The sequence below is a fragment of the Streptomyces sp. CB01201 genome, assembly GCF_002803085.1.
GTDB lineage: Bacteria > Actinomycetota > Actinomycetes > Streptomycetales > Streptomycetaceae > Streptomyces > Streptomyces hundungensis.
This window is the reverse complement of sequence record NZ_NNBJ01000010.1, coordinates 177,892-198,555: the sequence shown is the minus strand read 5'-3', so window position 1 is coordinate 198,555 and position 20,664 is coordinate 177,892. Positions and strand designations below refer to the sequence as shown.

Here is a 20,664-nt window from a genome sequence, read left to right as displayed (position 1 = left end):
TGCACCGCCGCCCGTGGGTGCACTCCCCCCGGCGGGTCCCCCGGCCCGTCCTCCCCCTCATTCCGGAGGTAGCCGTGTCCGGCGAGCCCAAACCGCGCCGCACCCGCACCGCCCTCTTGTCCGCCCTGGGCCTCGCGGCCGCGTCCGCCGGCCTGTGGGCCGGCCTCGGCGGCACGTCCTCGGCGCAGGCCGCGGCGAGCGTCCCCACGCCCGACCACGTGCTGGTCGTGGTCTTCGAGAACCACGCCTACGACCAGGTCATCGGCAGCTCCAGCGCCCCGTACATCAACTCGCTCAAGTCCGGTGGCGCCAGTCTGCCCGCCTCCTACGCCGAGACACACCCGAGCCAGCCGAACTACTACGCCATGTTCTCCGGCTCGACCCAGGGCATCACCGACGACAGCTGCGTGACTCCCGGCTTCTCCTCCGCGCCCAACCTCGCCTCCGAGCTGATCGCGGCCGGCAAGACCTGGGCGAGCTACAACGAGACGCTGCCCAGCCAGGGCTCCACCAAGTGCACCAGCGGCAAGTACGCGCAGAAGCACAACCCGTGGTTCGGCTTCTCCAATGTGCCCACCTCCTCGGCCTACACCTTCGCCCAGTTCCCCACCGACTACACGAAGCTGCCCCAGGTCTCGTACGTGGTGCCGAACCTGTGCAGCGACATGCACGACTGCTCGGTCTCCACGGGTGACACCTGGCTGAAGAACAACCTGGGTGCGTACGCGACCTGGGCCAAGACCCACAACAGCCTGCTCGTCATCACCTTCGACGAGGACAACCGGCTCGCCGGCAACCGGATCCCGACGGTCCTGTACGGCCAGCCGGTGACCCCTGGCTCCTCGTCCTCGGCCACCTACAACCACTACAACCTGCTGCGCACCATCGAGGACATGTACGGCACCGGCCACGCCGGACAGGCCGCCAACTCCACCGACATCACGGGGATCTGGGCCAACTGACGTGTACGTAGCGGACAGTCGCGGCGCTCCCGCCGCCGCTGCCGACGCCGCCCGGGCAGGTTCCGGGCGGCGTTCGGCGATCGCCCCCACCGTGTTCGCACTCGGCACGGTCAGCCTCATCACGGACGTCTCCTCGGAGATGGTCACCGCCGTCCTGCCGCTGTACCTGGTGACCGGACTCGGTCTGTCCCCGCTCGGCTTCGGGCTGCTCGACGGCGTCTACAACGGCTTCAGCGCCCTGGTCCGGCTCGTCGGCGGCCATCTGGCCGACCGGGGCGGCCGGCACAAGGCCGTCGCGGTGTTCGGCTACGGCCTGTCCGCGCTGTGCAAACCCCTTCTCCTGGTGGCGGGTTCACTGCCGCTGATCGGCGCGGTGCTCGCCGCGGACCGCACCGGCAAGGGCCTGCGCACCGCCCCGCGCGACGCGCTGATCTCCCTCGCCTCCGCTCCGGAGACACGCGGCCGGGCCTTCGGGGTGCACCGGGCGATGGACACGGCGGGCGCCATGCTCGGTCCGCTGACCGCCTTCCTGATCCTGCGCCAGGCGGCCGACGGCTACGACGCGGTTTTCACGGTGAGCTTCTGCGTGGCCGCCCTCGGTGTGCTCGTCCTGCTTCTCTTCGTCCCCTCGCGCACCCCTCAGTCCGCTGTGGCGGGCTCTGCGGCGGGCGCTCCGGCGCCCCTTTCGGCGCAGGGAGCGCCGCGCGTCTCCCTGAAGGCGGCCCTGGCCCTGCTGCGCGTCCGCCCGGTACGTCAACTCACGCTGGCAGCACTGCTGTTGGGTCTCGCCACGGTCAGCGACTCCTTCGTCTACCTCCTGCTCCAGCACCGGCTGGGCGTGCCCGACCGCTGGTTCGCACTGCTTCCCCTCGGCACCGCGGCCGCGTTCCTGCTGCTGGCCGTGCCCCTGGGGCGGCTCGCCGACAAGGTGGGCCGCTGGCAGGTGTTCCTCGGCGGCCACGCGGCCCTGCTCCTCGCGTACGTCCTGCTCCTGACCGGCTGGCAGAGCCCCGCGCTTCCGTTCCTCACGCTGGCCCTGCACGGCGGGTTCTACGCGGCGACCGACGGCGTCCTGATGGCCGCGGCGGCGGGCTCCGTCCCGGCCGAACTGCGCTCCTCCGGACTCGCGTTGATCCAGACCGGCCAGGCACTGGCCCGCTTCGCCTGCTCGATCGCCTTCGGCGCGGCCTGGACGGCGTGGGGCGACCGGACGGCACTCGGCACGGCGGCGGCCGTGCTGAGCACGTGCGCGGTGGGCGCGTACCTGCTGCGCCCCTCCAACTCCCCCAAGGAAGCCCGGCTTTGACTCTCCGTAACAAGATCCTGGTCCTCGTGGCGGTCCTTGCCGTACTGGCGGGCGTCGCCGCCGCGTCGCTGCTGCACGCGGCGGACCGCGCGGACAAGAAGAACCAGGTCCAGGCCGGCGGTCCCCAAGTCGGTTCGGGGAAGGTGTCGTTGGCGCCGGGCTCCGGGCAGCGGATCGTCTTCCGCAACATGGCGTGGGGCCCGCACCGCGACGAGCTGGCCACGGTCGCGGCCACCGACCCGGCGGGCCCGCGCACCGCCTCCGGCATGAAGTGCCTGCGCTTCTACGCGGCGGCCGGCACCGGCATCTGCCTCCAGGCCGAGCGCGGGGCGGTGACGGACTCCTACCGGGCGGTGGTCCTGGACGCCGGGCTCAAGGAGCGCGCGCACTACAGCCTGCCCGGCATCCCGACCCGGTCCCGGGTCTCACCCAGCGGGCGCTGGGTGGCCTGGACGGTGTTCGTGGGCGGCGACTCGTACGCGGGCACCAACTTCTCCACCCGCACCGCGGTCCTGGACACCCGGACCGGTCAACTCACGGCGTCCCTTGAGGACTTCACCGCCACGCTCGACGGCAAGGAGCACCACGCGGCCGACACCAACTTCTGGGGCGTGACCTTCGCCGCCGACGACCGGCACTTCTACGCCACGATGGCGACCGGCGGCCACACCTACCTCGTCCGGGGCGATCTGGCGGCGCGTACGGTGACCGCGTTGCACACCAACGTCGAGTGTCCCTCGCTCTCCCCCGACGGCACCCGGATCGTCTACAAGAAGCGGGTGGCGGGACTGCCGGCCGACGCCCCGTGGCGCCTGTACGCGCTGGACCCGGCGACGATGCGCGAGACCGCGCTCGCCGAGCCGCGCAGCGTCGACGACCAGGTGGTCTGGCAGGACGGCAACACCGTCGCCTACGCGCTGGCCGGCGACTACGGCGCCGACCTCTACACCGTCCCCGCCGACGGCACGGGAAAGCCCCGCCGCCTCCTGACGGCGGGGCTCGCCCCGGCCTACCTCCCCTGACCGGCGGGGGTCACTCCTTGTGCGCCCGGTAGAAGTCCCGCTCCATCTCCCGGGTCTCGACCATGACGTGCAGACGCCGCCCGGCGGCCCCGGTCACATGCTTGCGGGCGATCTCCAGGACCGTCTCGCCGAGCACCTCGATCGCCTTCGGGGTGCGTCCGGAGAGGATGGCGACCTGGATGAACACGGCGTCGATGTCGTCCTCGTCCGCGCCGAAGTACGACTCCTCGATCACCCGGAACCGGGTCTTGAAGGCCTCGGTGGAGGCGTTGATCCCCGTGGGCGCGACCTCGTGGACCTCCCGGGCGAAGGCCCGCCGGTCGAAGGTGTCGGCGAGCCGCTCGGAGTATTCGACGGTGACGAATGGCATGAGCAATTCCCTTGCGTAGTGCGCTGGTTGGCTTAGTCGGAGGCCTTGCGGGAGGCGTAGTGGCGGGCGGCCCGCACCCGGTTGCCGCACTTGGTGGTGCACCAGCGGCGGGCCGCGTGGGAGCGCAGGAACCAGCGGGTGCACCCCTGGGCGCCGCAGGGCGCGAGTCGGCCGGCCGCGGCCCCGGTGAGCAGGTCGGCAGCACCCTCGGCGAGCGAGCCGAGGGCGGCGCCCACCGGGTTCGCGGTGTCGGGTTCGTCGGCACGGCGCGGCTCGCGGCCGGTCCAGACGAGACGGGGCGTGGGGGGCGCGGCGGCGAGTGCGGCGTTGAGCGCGTCCAGACTCGACGCGGGCGGCACGGCTCCCTCCGCCCGCGCCGCACACAACTCCCGCAGCGCCTCGCGCAGCGCCCGCAGACGCCCGGCCTGACGTCCCGTCAACACGACACGATCGGGCAGCAGTTCATGCCGTACGAGCCAGAGCCGGGCCGCATCGGTGTCCTCCAGCAGGTCCACCGGCCCGTGACCGAGCACGAACCGGGTGTTCACCAGGGCCAGGCAGAGGAAGCGCTCCTCGCCGGGGACCAGTGGCTGATGGAGGTGGTGGGGCGCGTCATGATCCACGATCCTCATGCTAACGCTTGCCGTTCTCCGTGAGAAGCCCTACCGTCACCTCACGGCAAACGGATGCGTTGGGCGTGAGACAGGGGGTGCTGGAGCATGAGCACGACGACCGGTATCCATCCCCATGGTGTGGGCCACGGCCTGGCGGCGACAACGAGGGCGAGCTTCTGCGCCTACAACACCCCGGCGGAGGTGCGGCGTTGACGGAGGGGTGCGCGCAGCCCAGAACACCGAGGGGCCGACGGTCAACGACCTTCGGCCCGTCCATTTCTGACGGTACGAAACCCAAGCTGGCCTACCCCTCCAGCACCGGCAGGTTCTTCCCCGGCTCGAAGGCGGTGACTTCGGAGCGGTACTCCGACCAAGTCAGGATGCCCTCGGCCTCCCGCCGCCCCCTCAACCGGGTGGCTGATGCAATGCCGTCGGGAACACCGCTCGCCCGGTCCCGATGTCGACGACTGCTGAGTCCTCTGGCATCTCCGCCTCCGAGAGAGCCGACCAAGCAGCAACGACCAGTTGGGTCAGGCCCGGTATGGACTGCGCATGGATGGCACCGCGGGAGCGGCTCTGTGCGAGGTTTCGCGGCTGCCAGTCGCCGGACGTGCGCCGTCGGCGACTGTTCAACGGCGGTGCAGTTGCCATCTGCAGGGCGTGCTCCAACGCAAGGCCGCACACAGTGCGGCCCATTTCCTCGACCAACACCTGTTCGCCTGCGGGCGCTTCGGGGAGCAGCAGCGGCCAGCGGATCACTGTCACCCGCTCCCAGAGTTCGGGCGGCACCGTGTTGGCCAGGTGGTGGCTCTCGCCCACTGGCAGGTCCCTCAGGCGGCGCTCGGCCTCCTGCGTCTGTCCTACGTAGCAAAGGCCTGCACCGGCGGCGAACACCCCGTAGAGAACAGGCCCCGTCACAGCAGGGCCGACTCCATGTGCCTCGGTCAGAAGGGCTCCGACTCGATGAGCGAACTGAAAGCGGCGCTCCTGCCACCGTGCGAGCAGTGCGGGATCACCCATCAGCGTCGTCAGCGATGCTCGCCAACCGTGGTAGGCATCGTCGTAGGTCTGATCATCCACACACCGCAGCGTAGACCTTGGCCATGACACTGATCAGGAACGGCTTTCAAGACGTGCGCAGTGGGCTCCCGGCTCCCTCCCACCCGTCGTACGTGCCCCCTGTGCTCTTCATGCGCGCCTACCCGACGACGGTCTGCCCTGGGACGATGCAGTGTTCCGTCCACAGCGATTCGTACGCAGGAGGGGCACGTGACGCAGTCGAAGTGTGGAGCGCCCACCCAGAGCGGGAAGCGGTGTCAGAACAAGGCAGTCATCGGGACCTCGCGGTGCTCCAAGCACCAGGGGCCGTTGTCTGCCTACGGGGTGCAGCAGCGGAAGAAGAAGGAAGCCGAGGCGAAGATGAAGAAGCTTCGCAAGAAACGGTGAACCGGGGCGCCGGACCGCTCGGCCGACATCCACGGGCGACATCAAAGAGGGCGAGCCGGAGTGGCTCGACGGCTCGTCGCAGGGGTGCAGCCGGGGCGGGCGCGGCCGGGTCTGGTCGGCAGGCGAGCACCGAGGGGCCGACGGTCAACGACCGTCGGCCCCTCGGTTTCTGACGATGCGGAACCCAAGCTGTCCTACCCCTACAGCACCGGCAGGTTCTTCCGCAGCTCGAAGGCCGTGACCTCGCTGCGGTACTCCTCCCACTCCTGCTTCTTGTTGCGCAGGAAGAAGTCGAAGACGTGCTCGCCCAGCGTCTCCGCCACCAGTTCGCTGCGTTCCATCAGGGTGATCGCCTCGCCCAGGTTCTGCGGGAGGGGTTCGATGCCCATCGCCCGGCGTTCGGCGTCGGTGAGGGCCCAGACGTCGTCGTCGGCGCCCGGGGGGAGTTCGTAGCCCTCCTCGATGCCCTTGAGGCCGGCGGCCAGCAGGAGGGCGTAGGCGAGGTAGGGGTTGCAGCCCGAGTCCAGGGAGCGGACCTCGATGCGGGACGAGCCGGTCTTGCCGGGCTTGTACATGGGGACGCGGATGAGGGCCGAGCGGTTGTTGTGGCCCCAGCAGATGTACGAGGGGGCCTCGCCGCCCGCGCCCGCCGTGCGCTCCGAGCCGCCCCAGATGCGCTTGTAGGAGTTGACCCACTGGTTGGTGACCGCGGCGATCTCGGCGGCGTGCGTGAGCAGGCCCGCGATGAAGGAGCGGCCCACCTTGGAGAGCTGGTACTCGGCGCCGGACTCGTAGAACGCGTTGCGGTCGCCCTCGAAGAGGGAGAGGTGGGTGTGCATACCGGAACCCGGGTACTCCGAGAACGGCTTCGGCATGAACGTGGCCTGGACGCCCTGCTCCAGGGCGACCTGCTTCATGACCAGACGGAACGTCATGATGTTGTCGGCCGTGGACAGCGCGTCCGCGTACCGCAGGTCGATCTCCTGCTGGCCCGGCGCGCCCTCGTGGTGGCTGAACTCGACCGAGATGCCCATGGATTCGAGCATCGTGATCGCCTGGCGGCGGAAGTCCATGCCCACGTTCTGCGGAGTGTGGTCGAAGTAGCCCGAGTTGTCGGCCGGCACCGGGCGGGTGCCGTCCAGCGGCTTGTCCTTGAGGAGGAAGAACTCGATCTCGGGGTGGGTGTAGAAGGTGAACCCGAGGTCGGAGGTCTTGGCCAGGATGCGCTTGAGGACGAAGCGGGGGTCCGCGAAGGACGGGGAGCCGTCGGGCATCCGGATGTCGCAGAACATCCGCGCGGTGCCGGGGGCCTCCGCGCGCCAGGGCAGGATCTGGAAGGTGGACGGGTCCGGACGGGCGATCATGTCGGACTCGTAGACCCGGGCGAAGCCCTCGATGGCCGAGCCGTCGAAGCCGATGCCCTCGTCGAAGGCCTGTTCCAGTTCGGCCGGGGCGACCGCCACCGACTTCAGGAAGCCCAGCACGTCGGTGAACCACAGGCGCACGAACCGGATGTCGCGCTCCTCCAGAGTCCTGAGCACGAACTCCTGCTGCTTGTCCATAGCCACATCCTTGCAGTTCAGACGGCCTGTGCACCGCTCCCCCGGCGAAGCCGGGGACGGCGGGGGAATCCTCAGTATCGAGGCGCGGGATTACCTCCACATTACGCACCCGGTATGACCTGCGGCACGTCCCCTCCTGATGGGTGCCCCTGGGGGCTCCCGGCATGACGATGTGATGGATACTCGCTCCTCGTTGCCCGCCGAACGGCCGATCGGCCCGCTCGGCACACCCCCGGCATACCCCCGGCACACCACTCGGCAGAACACTCAGGAGAACGTCGCATGACCGGCACCCAGGTGGATCCCCCGGATACCGCCGTCGTACCGCAGGCCCGGCGCCGCTGGCGCGGCTGGCTGCTCGACGGGCTGAGCGAGCGCTCGGCCCGTCACCCCGGACCGCACGGCACCCCGCCGGCCGAGCACAAGGGCCATCGCTGGTGGCGGGTCATGTGCCTGACGGGCGTCGACTACTTCTCCACCCTCGGCTACCAGCCCGGCATCGCCGCGCTCGCCGCCGGGCTGCTCTCGCCGCTGGCGACCCTGGTGCTCATCGCCCTGACGCTCGGCGGGGCGCTGCCGGTGTACCGGCGGGTCGCCAAGGAGTCGCCGAACGGCGAGGGCTCGATCGCCATGCTGGAGCGGCTGCTGCCCTGGTGGGCGGGGAAGATCTTCGTCCTGGTGCTGCTGGGCTTCGCCGCCACCGACTTCATGATCACGATCACCCTTTCGGCGGCGGACGCCTCCGCGCACGTCGTGGAGAACCCGTTCGCGCCAAGCTTCCTGCACGGCTCGAACCTCTGGATCACGCTCGCGCTCGTCGCCCTGCTCGGCGCGGTGTTCCTCAAGGGGTTCAAGGAGGCCATCGGGATCGCGGTGGCCCTCGTCGGCGTCTATCTGGTGCTGAACCTCGTGGTGCTCGCGACGGCCGTCTGGAAGATAGCCACCGAGCCGGTCGTCATCGGCAACTGGTGGGACGCGATGACCGCCGCGCACTCCTCGCCGCTCGCGATGATCGGCGTCTCGCTGCTCGTCTTCCCCAAGCTCGCGCTCGGCATGTCCGGGTTCGAGACGGGCGTCGCGGTCATGCCGCAGATCCAGGGCGACGCCTCGGACACGTACGACAAGCCGGCCGGCCGCATCCGTGACACCCGCAAGCTGCTCACCACGGCCGCGCTCATCATGAGCGGGTTCCTGCTGGTCTCCAGCCTGGCGACGACGATCCTGATCCCGGAGTCCGAGTTCAAGCCCGGCGGCGGCGCCAACGGCCGTGCCCTCGCCTACCTCGCCCACCAGCACCTGGGCGAGGGCTTCGGGACGGTGTACGACATCTCGACGATCGCCATCCTCTGGTTCGCCGGGGCCTCCGCGACCGCGGGCCTGCTCAACCTCGTGCCGCGCTATCTGCCGCGCTACGGCATGGCACCCGAGTGGACGCGCGCGGTGCGGCCGCTGGTGCTGATCTTCATGGCGATCGCCTTCTTCATCACCTGGTGGTTCGACGCGAACGTGGACGCGCAGAGCGGCGCCTACGCCACCGGCGTGCTGGTCCTGATGCTGTCGGCGTCGTTCGCCTCGACGGTCGCGGTGCACCGGCGCGGGCGGCGGGCCGCCGCGCTCGGCTTCGGGGTGGTCACCGCCGTCTTCGCGTACACACTGGTCACCAATGTGATCGAGCGGCCGGACGGCATCAAGATCGCGCTGCTCTTCATCGTGGGCATCGTGGTGTCGTCGTTCGCCTCGCGGGTGCACCGCGCCTTCGAACTGCGGGCGACGGCCGTCACGTTCGACGCCTGCGCCGCCCGGTTCGTGGACGAGGCCGCGCGCAGCGGCCCGCTGCGGATCATCGCCAACGAGCCGCAGGAGCACTCGCGGCGGGAGTACCGGGCCAAGGAGTACAGCCAGCGCGAGGAGACCCACATCCCGGACGGGCGGCCGGTGCTGTTCCTGGAGGTCTTCATCCAGAACTCCTCGGACTTCACCACCGAACTCACCGTCCACGGCGACGAGAAGCACGGTGTGCGCAGGCTGCGCGTCGAGGGCGCGGTCGTGCCCAACACCATCGCGGCCGTGATGATGGAGCTGCGCGACCGGACCGGCGAGGTGCCGCACGCGTACTTCAACTGGACCGAGGGCCACCCGCTCAGCCATCTGCTGCGCTTCCTGGTGTTCGGCGACGGCGAGGTCGCGCCCGTCACCCGCGAGGTGCTGCGCCGGGCCGAGCCGGACCTCGCCCGCCGGCCCCGGGTCCACGTGGGCTGAGCCCGGGGCCCAGGCCGGGTCGGCCCGGACGGGTCCCACCGGCCCCGGGTGCGTGTGCGTGTGCGTGTGCGGCCCCGGCCGCACACGGGCCGACCCCGCTGTTTTCGGCCGGTACCCGACCCGGCCTGCCACGAGCCGCGCTCCCTCGCCTACCATCTGCGCCCATGGGGGGAGTGCGGCTCACGCGCATCACGCGTCCCGTGGCGCTGCTCAGTGCCATGGCGACGCTGCTCGCCGCGCTCTTCATCTGCCTGGCGAGCGGCGGCGAGCACCGGGCCCGCCACCACAACCCGCCCGCGAGCGGTGCCGCCGCGTACATCTGCCCCACCGAGCAGGGCGACTGCGGCCTGTTCCCGCGCGATGTCCCCGCCGTGCTCACGGCGCCCCCGCTGGACGCCCCGGCGCCGGCGGCGGTCCAGGACGTACACGCCGCCGCGCCCCGCGCCGGAGCCGTGTCCGCATGGCCCGGGGCCCGGCCGCGCGCGCCGGATCTGCACGTGCTTCAGGTGCTGCGGACCTAGGGGGCCCCGCGGCCGAAGCCCGGCCGCTCCGCCCCCGACTCCCCCTCAGCAGAAGGACGTTATCCACCCATGGCTGTCAACGAAGACCCCACCACCGCCCGCAGAGCCCGGATGGAGGAGCTGCGCCGCGCCGAGCAGGCCCGGCAGCGGCGCGGCCGGCTCGTGGTGATCAGCTCGGTCACCGCCGGCGTGCTGGTCGTCGCGGGCCTGGTCGGCTTCGGCGTGTACGAGTTCAACAAGTCCGACGGAGGCGGCAGTTCGGCCGACGCCAAGGCGCAGGGCAGCAGCGACCCCAACGCGTCGATCGCGGGCGAGAAGGACTGGGACGCCAAGAAGCTGACCCGCAACCACGTGACGACGAAGGTGAACTACCCGATGAAGCCGCCGGTGGGCGGCGACCACGACCAGGTGTGGATGAACTGCGGCGGCAACGTCTATCCGAAGCAGGTCCCGGACATGAACGCCGTGCACTCCCTTGAGCACGGCGCGGTGTGGGTGACGTACACCGACAAGGCGTCCGCCGCCGATGTGAAGAAGCTCGCCGACAAGGTGTCGAAGACGCCGTACTCGCTGATGAGCCCGTACAAGGACCAGGCCGGGGCCATCATGCTGAGCGCCTGGGGCAAGCAGGTCACCGTGGACGGCGCGGACGACCCCCGGGTGAACCAGTTCTTCACCAAGTACGTCCAGGGCCCGCAGACGCCCGAGCCGGGTGCCGCGTGCACGGGCGGGCTGGACGAGCGGTGATCCGCAGGTACTGGGGGGTGGCCGCCGCCCTCGCGCTCCTGATGGTGTTCGCGGCGGCCGCGGTGCTCGTCTCCTCGGGCGGCGACGGCTCGGCGGCCGAGGCCAAGTCCCGTACGCCGACGGCCACTTCGGCGGACGCGGGGTTCGCACGCGACATGTCGACGCACCACCAGCAGACGGTGGAGATGTCGTTCATCGTGCGCGACCGCACCTCCGACGAGGAGGTGCGCCGCCTCGCGTACGACATCGCCAACACCCAGGCCAACCAGCGGGGCATGATGCTCGGCTGGCTCGATCTGTGGGGGCTGCCGAAGAACGAGGCGTCCGAGCTGCCGATGGCCTGGATGGGCATGGGCATGCAGCCGGGCGCCGACGGCGCGCTGATGCCGGGCATGGCCACCAACACCGAGCTGGACCGGTTGCGGGGGCTCAGCGGCAAGGACGCCGAGGTGCTCTACCTCCAGCTGATGACCGAGCACCACAAGGGCGGCATCCACATGGCCGAAGGCTGTGTGCAGCGCTGCACGGTGGGCCCGGAGAAGCAGTTGGCGCAGGGCATGGTCGACTCCCAGCAGTCCGAAATCGACCTGATGGCGCAAATGCTGAAGAAAAGGGGCGCCGCACCCCGGTCCAACTGAGCCCGGATAAACGCTCTTTGGCGTTTCTTGGTGATCACATGCCCCCCGCATGAACCGTTCCTGACAAGAGTGACGCATTACATGCACGCATCAGACAGTGCATGTACAGCAGGCGAAGACCTCACGCAGGGGGTTACATGAGAACCAGCCGCGCCAGGCGGCGCGCCGGTGTGAGCATGGCAGCGACACTGCCACTGCTCGCCGGCGCGCTCGCCCTCGGCATACCGTCCGCCCAGGCGGCCGACCCGGTCCCGAGCGGACGGGCGGCCCTCGCGGGCACCCAGCCCGTCTGGGCCACCGGCTCCGCCGACCAGGGCGCCACGGCCGCATCCACCAAGGTCAACGCCCGGGTGTACCTCGCCGGGCGGGACGCGAAGGGCCTCGACGCTTACGCCGCGGCCGTGTCCGACCCGCAGTCGGCGTCGTACGGCAAGTACCTCAGCGCCGCTCAGGCGCAGCAGCGCTTCGGCGCGACCCAGGAGCAGATCGACGCGGTCACCAAGTGGCTGAAGTCGTCCGGACTGACCATCACGGGCTCCAACCAGCACTACATCTCGGTGTCCGGTGACGCGGCCGCGGCGCAGAAGGCGTTCGCCACGCAGCTGCACAACTTCCGCAAGTCGGGCCGGACTTACCACGCCCCGGCCAAGAACGCCTCCGCGCCGAACGCGCTCGCGGGCGCCGTTCTGACGGTGACGGGCCTGGACAACGCGCCGCACCAGTCGACGCACCAGGACACCCTTCCGGGTCCGGGTGCCGGCTTCCGCAACGCGGGTCCGTTCTCCACGTACTACGGCTCCAACATCGCCAAGAAGCTGCCGGACGCGTACGGCACGAAGGTCCCGTACGCCGTGCACGGCTACACCGGCGAGCAGCTGCGGGCGGCGTACGGCGCGGGCAAGTACACCGGCAAGGGCGTGACGGTGGCGATCACCGACGCGTACGCCTCGCCGACCATGGCCTCGGACGCCGAGAGGTACGCCAAGCGCAACGGTGACAAGGCCTACCGGACGGGCCAGTACACCGAGGTCCTGCCGGCGGCCTACAACAGCGTGGACGACTGCAAGGCGTCCGGCTGGTACGGCGAGGAGTCCCTCGACGTCGAGGCCGTGCACGCGGTCGCCCCGGACGCGAACATCGTGTACGTGGGCGGCGCGTCCTGCAACGACCCGGATCTGCTCGACGCCCTCAACAAGGTCGTCGACCGGCACCTGGCCGACATCGTCTCCAACTCGTGGGGCGACATCGAGGCCAACGAGACCCCGGACGTCGCGGCCGCGTACGACCAGACGTTCAAGCTGGGCGCGATCGAGGGCATCGGCTTCTACTTCTCCTCCGGCGACAACGGCGACGAGGTCGCCAACACCGGCAAGAAGCAGGTCGACACCCCGGCCAACTCGGCGTGGGTGACGGCGGTCGGCGGCACTTCGCTGGCGGTCGGCAAGAACGACAAGTACCAGTTCGAGACCGGCTGGGGCACCGAGAAGGCCTCCCTCTCCGCGGACGGCAAGAGCTGGGTGAACTTCCCGGGCGCCTACACCAGCGGCGCGGGCGGCGGCACCAGCTCCACCGTGAAGCAGCCGTACTACCAGCGCGGCGTCGTGCCGGACTCGCTGGCGAAGGCGAACGGTGCGACCCGGATGCGTACGGTTCCGGACATCGCGGCCGTGGCCGACCCCAACACCGGGTTCCTGGTGGGCCAGACCCAGTCGTGGCCCGACGGGTCGGTGAAGTACGACGAGTACCGCATCGGCGGCACCTCGCTGGCCGCGCCGGTCACGGCGGGCATCCAGGCGCTGGCCCAGCAGGCCAAGCGCTCGCCGATCGGGTTCGCGAACCCGTCGATCTACGAGCGCTTCGACTCGCGGCTCTACCACGACGTGACGGACCACCCGCTGGGTGCGGCCCGTGACCTCGCGGTCGCCCGGGTCGACTTCGCCAACAGTGTGGACGCGTCCGGGGGGCTTCTGACCTCGGTGCGCTCGCTCGGCAAGGACTCCTCGCTGGTCGCGACGCGCGGCTACGACGACGTGACGGGCGTGGGTTCGCCCGCCCCCGGCTACGTCGCCTCGTACGCCAACCCGTTCCGCCGCTAGCCCCTTGCGGGGTTCCGCCCCGCCCTTCGGCCACGTACCGGCCGGGGGGCGGGGCGGTTTGCTTTTCCCCACCCCGCCCCTTCCCGAGACCCTCCGGGGGTTGAAGTGACTTTGGGGGCTCCGCCCCCAGGCCCCCGTTCGCGCCTGAACGGCGCTCGTCCTCAAACTCCCCCAAGGCCTCAAGGGCCAGGGGGGACCCCCATGACGGGCTGAAATGCCCCCGCACCCGGCGCTTTTAGGGGCGCGGGGAACTGCGCGATCAGCCACGCACGGTCCGCAGCCTATGAACTCTCCCCCCGGAGGGTCGCGGGAAGGGGCGGGGTGGGGGAAACCGCCCCCGCCACCACCCCCGGCGCATCGAGCATCACCAAGTGCCCCGCCCCAGAGGCCAGTTGGAAGCGCGCGCCCAGCGCGGACGCGAGGGCCCGCTGGCGGGCCGTCCAGGCGGGGCCGCCCGCACCGCCGGCCACCACCGTCACGGGCACGGACGGCAGCGGCAACCGGCGCCGCAGGTACAGGAGTTCAGCCGCCACCGACCCGTACGTGGCGTTCTCCAGCAGCATCCCCCGCAGCACCCGGGACGTGCCGTAGCAGCGCCGCACCAGCTCCCGCGGCGCCGGATCCCCACCCCCGGCGCGGGCCGCGCGGACGGTGGCCCGGCGCAGCGCGGGGCCGAGCGCGGCCGGTACCCCCGCGCGGCAGAGCAGGGCCGCGGCCGCCCGCGCGAGGGCGGGCCGAAGGGCCGGGGCGGCCGGGGGGCGGGCGCGCTCCTCGATGCTGGAGTCGACCAGGACGAGTCCCGCCGTGCGGGCGGGGTACAGCCGCGCGAAGGCCTCCGCGTGGAACCCCGCGACGGAGTGGCCGACCACCGCGGCCGGGCCGGCCAGGCCCAGTGCGTCGAGGAGGCCCGCGATCCGGCGCGCCTCCCCCGCGGCGCTCGGCGGAACCGGAGCAGGCCCGGACAGGCCGTGCCCGGGCCGGTCGAAGCGGACGACCGTGCGGTGCGCGGTCAGGAGCGGCACCACCGGGTCCCAGTCGAACCAGCTCATGCCGAGGCCCGCGCTGAGCACCAGCACCGGGCCCGCCCCCTCCACCACCACGTGGTGGGCCACCCCGCCCAGCTTTACGAACTCCCCCGTCACACCCGCTCCTCCCGTGCCACGCTCCACGCGAGCACCCCCAGCCAGACCGCCACGAGCAGCACCTGGAGGCGCTGGCCCGCACCCAGGGCCCAGGTGCCCCGGCCCGCCTGGAAGGCGGCTACCGATGTCAACGTCCATACGGTGGCGGCCAGTTCGAGGGCCAGGAGGGCCGGTCCGAGCCGGGCCGCGAGCAGGGGCCACCAACCGTAGCGGCGGGCCGCGACGGTCAGGGCGACGACCCCGACGAGCGCCCCCACCATCGCGAGGCTGCTGCTCACCGCGTGCGCGGTGTGCGTCGCCGGGACCAGGCCCGCCGTCTCGCGGGCCGCGCACGCCGGGTCGGCAGTGGGGGCGCAGCTCAGCGGGAGCCGGGAGTCGAGGGCGGTGGCGGCGCCGAACAGCGCCAGCCCGGACCAGCCGGCGAGCGACCAGCGCCGCCGGTCGCAGCGCACCAGCGCGCAGAGCGCGGCCGCGAGGACGAGGAGTCCCGCCGTCAGGTCGGTCGCGCGGAAGAGGCCGCCGAGCGGCTGGTCGGCGGCGGCGAGTTCGCTCACATACGCCTGGATCGGGTCGAGCCCGGTCTGGAACAGGACCTCCAGGACCCATGCCGTGTAGGCCAGCGCGCCGAGCGCGAGCAGGACGGCCACCGGCCGGGTTCGCACACCACTGTGGGACATAGTGGGACCAATGCTACGGGGGTGACAGCGGTGGCTGGTGGTCCGGATGCACCCAGCTGGGCTTGCGGAACTTCAGGAAGGCGAGGGGCGCCAGGAGCCCGAGGACGAGCAGTCCGCCGCCGACGATCAGCAGATACCGCCAGAGCGGCTGGTTGCCGAACTGGTCCGGCGGTACGAACCCGATGCACAGCGCGGCCACCGAGGCCACGAAACCGATGCCCGCGACCCAGGCGACGGCGGGCACCCGGAAGCCCCGCTCGACCTCCGGCCGGGTCCTGCGCAGCCGGACCACCGCGACGAACATCAGCAGATAGGCGATCAGATAGATCTGCACGGTGATGACGGAGAACATCCAGTAGGCGCTCGACACATCGCCGCTGAACGCGTAGAGAACGCCGATCAGGGTGGTGATGACGCCCTGCGCGACCATGATGTTCCGCGGGGTGCCGTACTTGTTCAACCGCTGGAGGAACGGCGGCAGATAGCCCTCCTGGCGCGAGAGCAGCACCAGGCCCTTGGCCGGTCCCGCGAGCCAGGTCAGCATGCCGCCGAGCGCCGCCGCCACCAGCATCACGCCGACCACCTTGGTCATCCAGCCGATGTGGAAGTGGTCGAAGAACGCCTGGAACGCCTGCATCAGACCGGCCGTGAGGCTCAGCTCCTCGGACGGCATCACCCAGGAGATGGCCAGGGCCGGAAGGATGAAGATCAGCAGGACCAGGCCGGTCGCCAGGAACATCGACCTCGGGTATTCGCGCTTGGGGTGGCGCAGCGAGGAGACGTGGACGCCGTTCATCTCCATGCCGGCGTACGACAGGAAGTTGTTGACGATCAGGACGAGGCTGGCGAGCCCGGTCCACGGCGGCAGCCAGTGTGAGGCGCTCATGGGCGCGGCCGAGGGGTTGCCCTGGCCGAGGAAGACGAAGCCGAGCACGACCAGGACCACGCCGGGGACGAGCGTGCCGATGACGAGCCCGAGGGAGCTGAGCCCGGCGACGGTCCTGGTGCCGCGCGAGGAGATCCACACGCCGGTCCAGTAGATGACGACGATGACGATGGCGACGTAGAGCCCGTTCTCGGCCAGACGCGGGTTGATGACGTACGCGAAGGTCGAGGCGACGTAGGCGAGCAGGCTCGGGTAGTACGCGATGGTCATGGCGAACTGGCACCAGACGGCGAGGAAGCCGAGCGGCTTGCCGAGCGCCTCGCTCACCCAGCGGTAGATGCCGCCGGTCCAGCCGGAGGCCAGCTCCGCGCCGACCAGGGCGGTCGGGAGCAGGAAGACGATGGCCGGCAGGAGGTAGAGGAAGATCGCGGCCAGGCCGTAGATGGCCATGGAGGGCGAGGGGCGCAGGCTCGCGACGGATGCGGTCGTCATCAGGCCGAGGGTCACCCAGGAGACGAACCGGCGGCTGTTCCCCCCTTCGTCCGCGACGAGCTCTTCATCGGAGGCGTCCGTGGTCGTCATGCGCCCATGATCGGTTCGACGGCCGGGTCCCGCATGTCGGGCTGCCCGGCGTCCGGGAGGAACGCGCCACCTCGCGATCCGGTTCCAACCGGTCGGCGGCCGAGTCGGCCGGAGTCCGGCGCACCCCGGCCCTCGCGCGCCGCGCAGCCCGTTCCACCCCCCATCGCGTCGCATTGACGATTAAAGTGGGCCGCGTGCCTCAACTACGTCTCGCCCTGAATCAGATCGACTCGACCGTCGGGGACATTCCCGGCAACACCGAGGCGATCGTGCACTGGACACGGCACTGTGCCGAGCAGGGGGCGCACCTCGTCGCGTTCCCCGAGATGATGCTGACCGGCTACCCCGTGGAGGACCTCGCCCTCAGATCGTCCTTCGTCGAGGCGTCCCGCCGGGCGCTCACCGGCCTCGCCGGGCGGCTGGCGGCGGAGGGGTTCGGGGAGATCCCCGTGGTCGTCGGCTATCTGGACCGCTCGCCCGTCGCGGTCCCCCGGCTCGGCCAGCCCGCGGGCGCCCCGCAGAACGCGGCGGCGGTGCTGCACGGGGGCGAGGTCGTGCTGGCCTTCGCCAAGCACCATCTGCCCAACTACGGCGTCTTCGACGAGTTCCGCTACTTCGTGCCCGGCGACACCCTGCCGGTGCTGCGGGTGCGCGGCATCGATGTGGCCCTCGCCATCTGCGAGGACCTGTGGCAGGACGGCGGCCGGGTGCCGGCCACCCGGTCGGCGGGTGCCGGGCTGCTCGTCTCGATCAACGCCTCGCCGTACGAGCAGAACAAGGACGACTCCCGGCTCGACCTGGTCCGCAAGCGGGCCCAGGAGGCGGGCTGCACACTCGCCTACGTCGCGACCATCGGCGGCCAGGACGAGCTGGTCTTCGACGGCGACTCGATCGTCGTGGACGCGGGCGGTGAAGTGGTGGCGCGGGCACCGCAGTTCAGCGAGGGCAGTGTGATCCTCGACCTCGAACTCCCGGCCGCGGGGCCGGCCCCCTCCGGCGTGGTGGACGACGGCCTGCGCATCGACCACGTCGTCGTCTCCGGGGAGCCGCTCGCGGCGTACGAGCCGGAGCTGGCCGGCGGTTACGCCGAGCGGCTCGACGACGACGAGGAGGTCTACTCGGCCCTCGTCGTGGGCCTGCGCGCCTACGTCGCGAAGAACGGCTTCCGTTCGGCCCTGGTCGGCCTGTCCGGCGGCATCGACTCGGCGCTGGTCGCCGCGATCGCCTGCGACGCGCTGGGCGCGGCCAACGTCCACTGCGTGTCCATGCCGTCGAAGTATTCCTCGGACCATTCCCGCAGTGACGCGGCCGAGCTGGCCCGGCGCACCGGGCTCAACTTCCGTACCGTGCCCATCGAGCCGATGTTCGACGCGTACATGGGCTCGCTCGCTCTGACCGGGCTCGCCGAGGAGAACCTCCAGTCGCGGCTGCGCGGCACTCTCCTGATGGCGCTGTCCAACCAGGAGGGGCACCTCGTGCTCGCCCCGGGCAACAAGTCCGAGCTGGCGGTGGGCTATTCGACGCTGTACGGCGACTCGGTGGGCGCGTACGGGCCGATCAAGGACGTCTACAAGACGGCGGTGTTCCGGCTCGCCAAGTGGCGCAACCGGGCCGCGGCCGAGCGCGGCCAGACCCCGCCGATCCCGGAGAACTCCATCTCCAAGCCGCCGAGCGCCGAACTCAGCCCCGGCCAGGTCGACACGGACTCGCTGCCCGACTACCCGGTCCTGGACGCGATCCTGTCGATGTACGTCGACCGCGACCAGGGCGCCGACGCGATCGTGGCCGCCGGGTACGACCCGGAGCTGGTGGCGAAGACGCTGCGGATGGTGGACACCGCCGAGTACAAGCGGCGCCAGTACCCGCCGGGCACGAAGATCTCCGCGAAGGGTTTCGGCAAGGACCGCCGGCTGCCGATCACCAACCACTGGCGCGAGTCGCTCTGAGGCCGGGCGCGGGGCGCCCCGGGCGGGCGCCCCGCTGTCACACCTGGAGCCGCGCCGCGATCGGCAGGTGGTCGCTCTCCGTCTTCGGCAGCGTCCAGGACGACTTGGGCTCGATGCCCTTGACCATGATCTGGTCGATGCGGGCCATCGGGAACGAGGCCGGCCAGCTGAAGCCGAAGCCGCTGCCCGCCGCGCCCTGGGTGGAGCGCATCTGGGCGGTGATGTTGTTCAGGGAGCGGTCGTTCATCGTGCCGTTGAGGTCGCCGAGCAGCACCACCTTCTTGTTCGGCTCGGCGGAGATCGCCTCACCCAGCAAGTAGGCGCTGTTGTCACGCTGGTTGGCGGTGAACCCGGCGTTCAGCTTGACCCGCACCGAGGGCATGTGGGCGACGTACACCGCGATGTCGCCGGTCGGCGTCTTCACCGTGGAGCGCATGGCGCGGGTCCAGCCCATGTTGATGTCGACCGGCCGGCTGTCGCTGAGCGGGTACTTGGACCACAGGCCGACCGTGCCCTGCACCGAGTGGTACGGATAGATGTCGGCGAGCGCCCGCTTGTACGTGTCGACCTCGTCGCTCGGGATCTCCTCCAGGGCGAGCACCTGCGCCCCGGAGGACGCGACCTGGCGGGCGGTGCCGTTCGGGTCGGGGTTCTGGGCGTTGACGTTGTGGGTGGCCACCACCAGGTTGCCGCCCGAGCCCTGCTTGTCGGTGAGCAGCCCGCCGAACACGTTGAGCCAGACGATCACCGGCAGCAGCAGCGCGATCAGCGCGCTCGCCGAGCGGCGCCACAGCGCGAGGCCGAGCAGCACCGGCAGGAACACACCGAGCCACGGCAGGAAGGTTTCGGAGAGCGAGCCGAGGTTGCCGACCGAGTTGGGGATCCGGCCGTGCACCAGCATCACCAGGGCGATGAGTACGGAGAGCCCCGCGAGCACCAGGCCGCGGCGCCAGATGCCGCGGTCGCCCCGCCAGCGGTCGAGGCGGCGGCGGAACCGGGACCCGGTGCGCTCGCCCTCCGCGCTGCCGTCGCCCGTCTCCGTCATGTACGCCCGCGCCATACCGCTGTCCTCACTGCTGTTTCCGCACATCGTGTCCGCCTGTTCGACCCTAGGCGAAAACGAGTGCGTTTCCCTGCCGCCGTACCTCTCGTACGACATTCCCTACGGCCAGCAGGACGACCGGGCGCGGTGCCGGGTTCCAGGAGGGAGGGCCTTGCGGGGGGCCTGTAACGAAATGCGCATATTCAGCGGGGCGGGCGCAGCCCTTCGAGGACGGCGTCCACGATGCGTTCGGCGAACTCGGGGCCGGGCAGTTCGGTGTCGGGCCGCATCATCGTGCGCACCAGCATGGGGGCGACGAAGAGGTCCCCGGCCATGTCGAGGTCGAGTCCGGCGCGGAGTTCGCCCGTGGCCATGCCCCGCCGCAGCACCTCGTCGAAGAGCTCGCGGCGGGGGTCGATGACCGTGCTGTGGTACTTGCACCAGAGCTTGGGATAGCTCTGCATCTGTGCGAAGACGTTGTGCAGCAGCGCGGAGGACCGCTTGGCGGCGCCGCGCTGGCGCACGTTCTCCACCATGGCGATCAGGTCGCCCCGCAGGGACTGGCCGGGCAGCGGCGGGGTGGGCGACTCCATCGACTGGACGACCTCGACGAAGAGTTCCTCCTTGCCGGCCCAGCGCCGGTAGATGGTGGCCTTGCCGACGCCCGCGGTGCGGGCGATGCGCTCGATGGAGAGGTCGGCGAGCGATACGCCTTCCTCCAGCAGCTTGATCACGGCTTCCAGGATCTGCCGCTCCACGGCCTCGGAGCGGGGCCTGCCGCGCCGTGGTTCACCGTTGGTCTGCCGCTTGTCCATCAAGGTCACGCCCGCTCCGCTTCTGTCGACC

At 70.8% G+C, this 20,664-nt stretch carries 19 protein-coding genes; 10 read left to right on the top strand and 9 right to left on the bottom strand.

The window, feature by feature from the left end:
• Positions 1–74: 74 nt before the first annotated feature.
• The 3 genes from CG740_RS21535 to CG740_RS21525 are packed head-to-tail and all read left to right on the top strand — an operon-like array spanning position 75 to position 3,290.
• Positions 75–962, top strand: a complete 888-nt coding sequence (locus CG740_RS21535) for an alkaline phosphatase family protein (RefSeq protein ID WP_234376416.1) — start codon at positions 75–77, stop codon at positions 960–962.
• 1 nt (position 963) lies between these two features.
• Entirely contained in the window at positions 964–2,268 is a 1,305-nt protein-coding gene (locus tag CG740_RS21530; RefSeq protein WP_100576830.1) for an MFS transporter, read from the top strand.
• A complete protein-coding gene (locus tag CG740_RS21525) occupies positions 2,265–3,290 on the top strand; it encodes a PD40 domain-containing protein (RefSeq protein WP_100576829.1) in 1,026 nt (341 codons plus the stop codon). The genes CG740_RS21530 and CG740_RS21525 overlap by 4 nt, the downstream gene beginning before the upstream one ends.
• Positions 3,291–3,300: 10 nt before the next feature.
• Here CG740_RS21525 and CG740_RS21520 read toward each other — a convergent pair whose 3' ends face one another.
• The 3 genes from CG740_RS21520 to CG740_RS21510 all read right to left on the bottom strand — a co-directional run bounded on the left by CG740_RS21520 (position 3,301) and on the right by CG740_RS21510 (position 5,354).
• Positions 3,301–3,660 carry a 5-carboxymethyl-2-hydroxymuconate Delta-isomerase gene (locus CG740_RS21520; protein WP_100576828.1) on the bottom strand — a complete coding sequence of 120 codons (360 nt, stop codon included), beginning with the start codon at positions 3,658–3,660 and terminating at the stop codon, positions 3,301–3,303.
• Between the two features lie 32 nt (positions 3,661–3,692).
• A complete protein-coding gene (locus tag CG740_RS21515) occupies positions 3,693–4,292 on the bottom strand; it encodes a CGNR zinc finger domain-containing protein (RefSeq protein WP_234376415.1) in 600 nt (199 codons plus the stop codon).
• Positions 4,293–4,679: 387 nt separating this feature from the next.
• Entirely contained in the window at positions 4,680–5,354 is a 675-nt protein-coding gene (locus CG740_RS21510) for a hypothetical protein (RefSeq protein ID WP_234376414.1), read from the bottom strand.
• Between the two features lie 189 nt (positions 5,355–5,543).
• On the opposite strand from CG740_RS21510, the gene CG740_RS40420 reads away from it, so the two are divergent.
• Positions 5,544–5,720, top strand: a complete 177-nt coding sequence (locus tag CG740_RS40420; RefSeq protein WP_234376413.1) for a hypothetical protein — start codon at positions 5,544–5,546, stop codon at positions 5,718–5,720.
• Between the two features lie 200 nt (positions 5,721–5,920).
• On the opposite strand, the gene CG740_RS21505 is transcribed toward CG740_RS40420, so the two are convergent.
• On the bottom strand, positions 5,921–7,282 hold the full coding sequence (locus tag CG740_RS21505; protein ID WP_100576826.1) for a glutamine synthetase family protein: 1,362 nt from the start codon (positions 7,280–7,282) through the stop codon (positions 5,921–5,923).
• 282 nt (positions 7,283–7,564) lie between these two features.
• Here CG740_RS21505 and CG740_RS21500 point away from each other — a divergent pair, with 282 nt between their 5' ends.
• From CG740_RS21500 to CG740_RS21480, 5 genes are all read left to right on the top strand, one after another.
• On the top strand, positions 7,565–9,541 hold the full coding sequence (locus CG740_RS21500; protein ID WP_199846532.1) for an APC family permease: 1,977 nt from the start codon (positions 7,565–7,567) through the stop codon (positions 9,539–9,541).
• 164 nt (positions 9,542–9,705) lie between these two features.
• Positions 9,706–10,062, top strand: coding sequence for a hypothetical protein (locus CG740_RS21495; protein WP_100576825.1), 357 nt, complete (start codon positions 9,706–9,708; stop codon positions 10,060–10,062).
• Positions 10,063–10,131: 69 nt separating this feature from the next.
• Positions 10,132–10,809 carry a DUF3105 domain-containing protein gene (locus CG740_RS21490; RefSeq protein WP_100576824.1) on the top strand — a complete coding sequence of 226 codons (678 nt, stop codon included), beginning with the start codon at positions 10,132–10,134 and terminating at the stop codon, positions 10,807–10,809.
• Between the two features lie 41 nt (positions 10,810–10,850).
• Positions 10,851–11,447, top strand: coding sequence for a DUF305 domain-containing protein (locus CG740_RS21485; protein WP_100576917.1), 597 nt, complete (start codon positions 10,851–10,853; stop codon positions 11,445–11,447).
• Between the two features lie 176 nt (positions 11,448–11,623).
• Entirely contained in the window at positions 11,624–13,543 is a 1,920-nt protein-coding gene (locus CG740_RS21480) for a S53 family peptidase (protein ID WP_234376412.1), read from the top strand.
• 281 nt (positions 13,544–13,824) lie between these two features.
• On the opposite strand, the gene CG740_RS21475 is transcribed toward CG740_RS21480, so the two are convergent.
• Genes CG740_RS21475 through CG740_RS21465 form a run of 3 tightly spaced genes read right to left on the bottom strand, consistent with a single transcriptional unit; the run spans position 13,825 to position 16,830 of the window.
• Positions 13,825–14,685, bottom strand: a complete 861-nt coding sequence (locus tag CG740_RS21475; RefSeq protein WP_234376411.1) for an alpha/beta fold hydrolase — start codon at positions 14,683–14,685, stop codon at positions 13,825–13,827.
• On the bottom strand, positions 14,682–15,362 hold the full coding sequence (locus tag CG740_RS21470; protein WP_100576822.1) for a DUF998 domain-containing protein: 681 nt from the start codon (positions 15,360–15,362) through the stop codon (positions 14,682–14,684). The genes CG740_RS21475 and CG740_RS21470 overlap by 4 nt, the downstream gene beginning before the upstream one ends.
• Before the next feature lie 13 nt (positions 15,363–15,375).
• The gene (locus CG740_RS21465; protein WP_100576821.1) at positions 15,376–16,830 is read right to left on the bottom strand and encodes an APC family permease; all 1,455 of its coding nucleotides are present in this window, start codon (positions 16,828–16,830) and stop codon (positions 15,376–15,378) included.
• Between the two features lie 194 nt (positions 16,831–17,024).
• Here CG740_RS21465 and CG740_RS21460 point away from each other — a divergent pair, with 194 nt between their 5' ends.
• A complete protein-coding gene (locus tag CG740_RS21460; RefSeq protein WP_100576915.1) occupies positions 17,025–18,776 on the top strand; it encodes an NAD+ synthase in 1,752 nt (583 codons plus the stop codon).
• A gap of 37 nt (positions 18,777–18,813) precedes the next feature.
• Here CG740_RS21460 and CG740_RS21455 read toward each other — a convergent pair whose 3' ends face one another.
• Together CG740_RS21455 and CG740_RS21450 are read right to left on the bottom strand one after the other, a co-directional pair.
• Positions 18,814–19,836: an endonuclease/exonuclease/phosphatase family protein gene (locus tag CG740_RS21455; RefSeq protein WP_100576820.1), complete on the bottom strand. Its 1,023-nt coding sequence runs from the start codon at positions 19,834–19,836 to the stop codon at positions 18,814–18,816.
• A 185-nt stretch (positions 19,837–20,021) separates the two neighbouring features.
• On the bottom strand, positions 20,022–20,633 hold the full coding sequence (locus tag CG740_RS21450; RefSeq protein WP_100576914.1) for a TetR/AcrR family transcriptional regulator: 612 nt from the start codon (positions 20,631–20,633) through the stop codon (positions 20,022–20,024).
• Positions 20,634–20,664 lie beyond the last annotated feature (31 nt).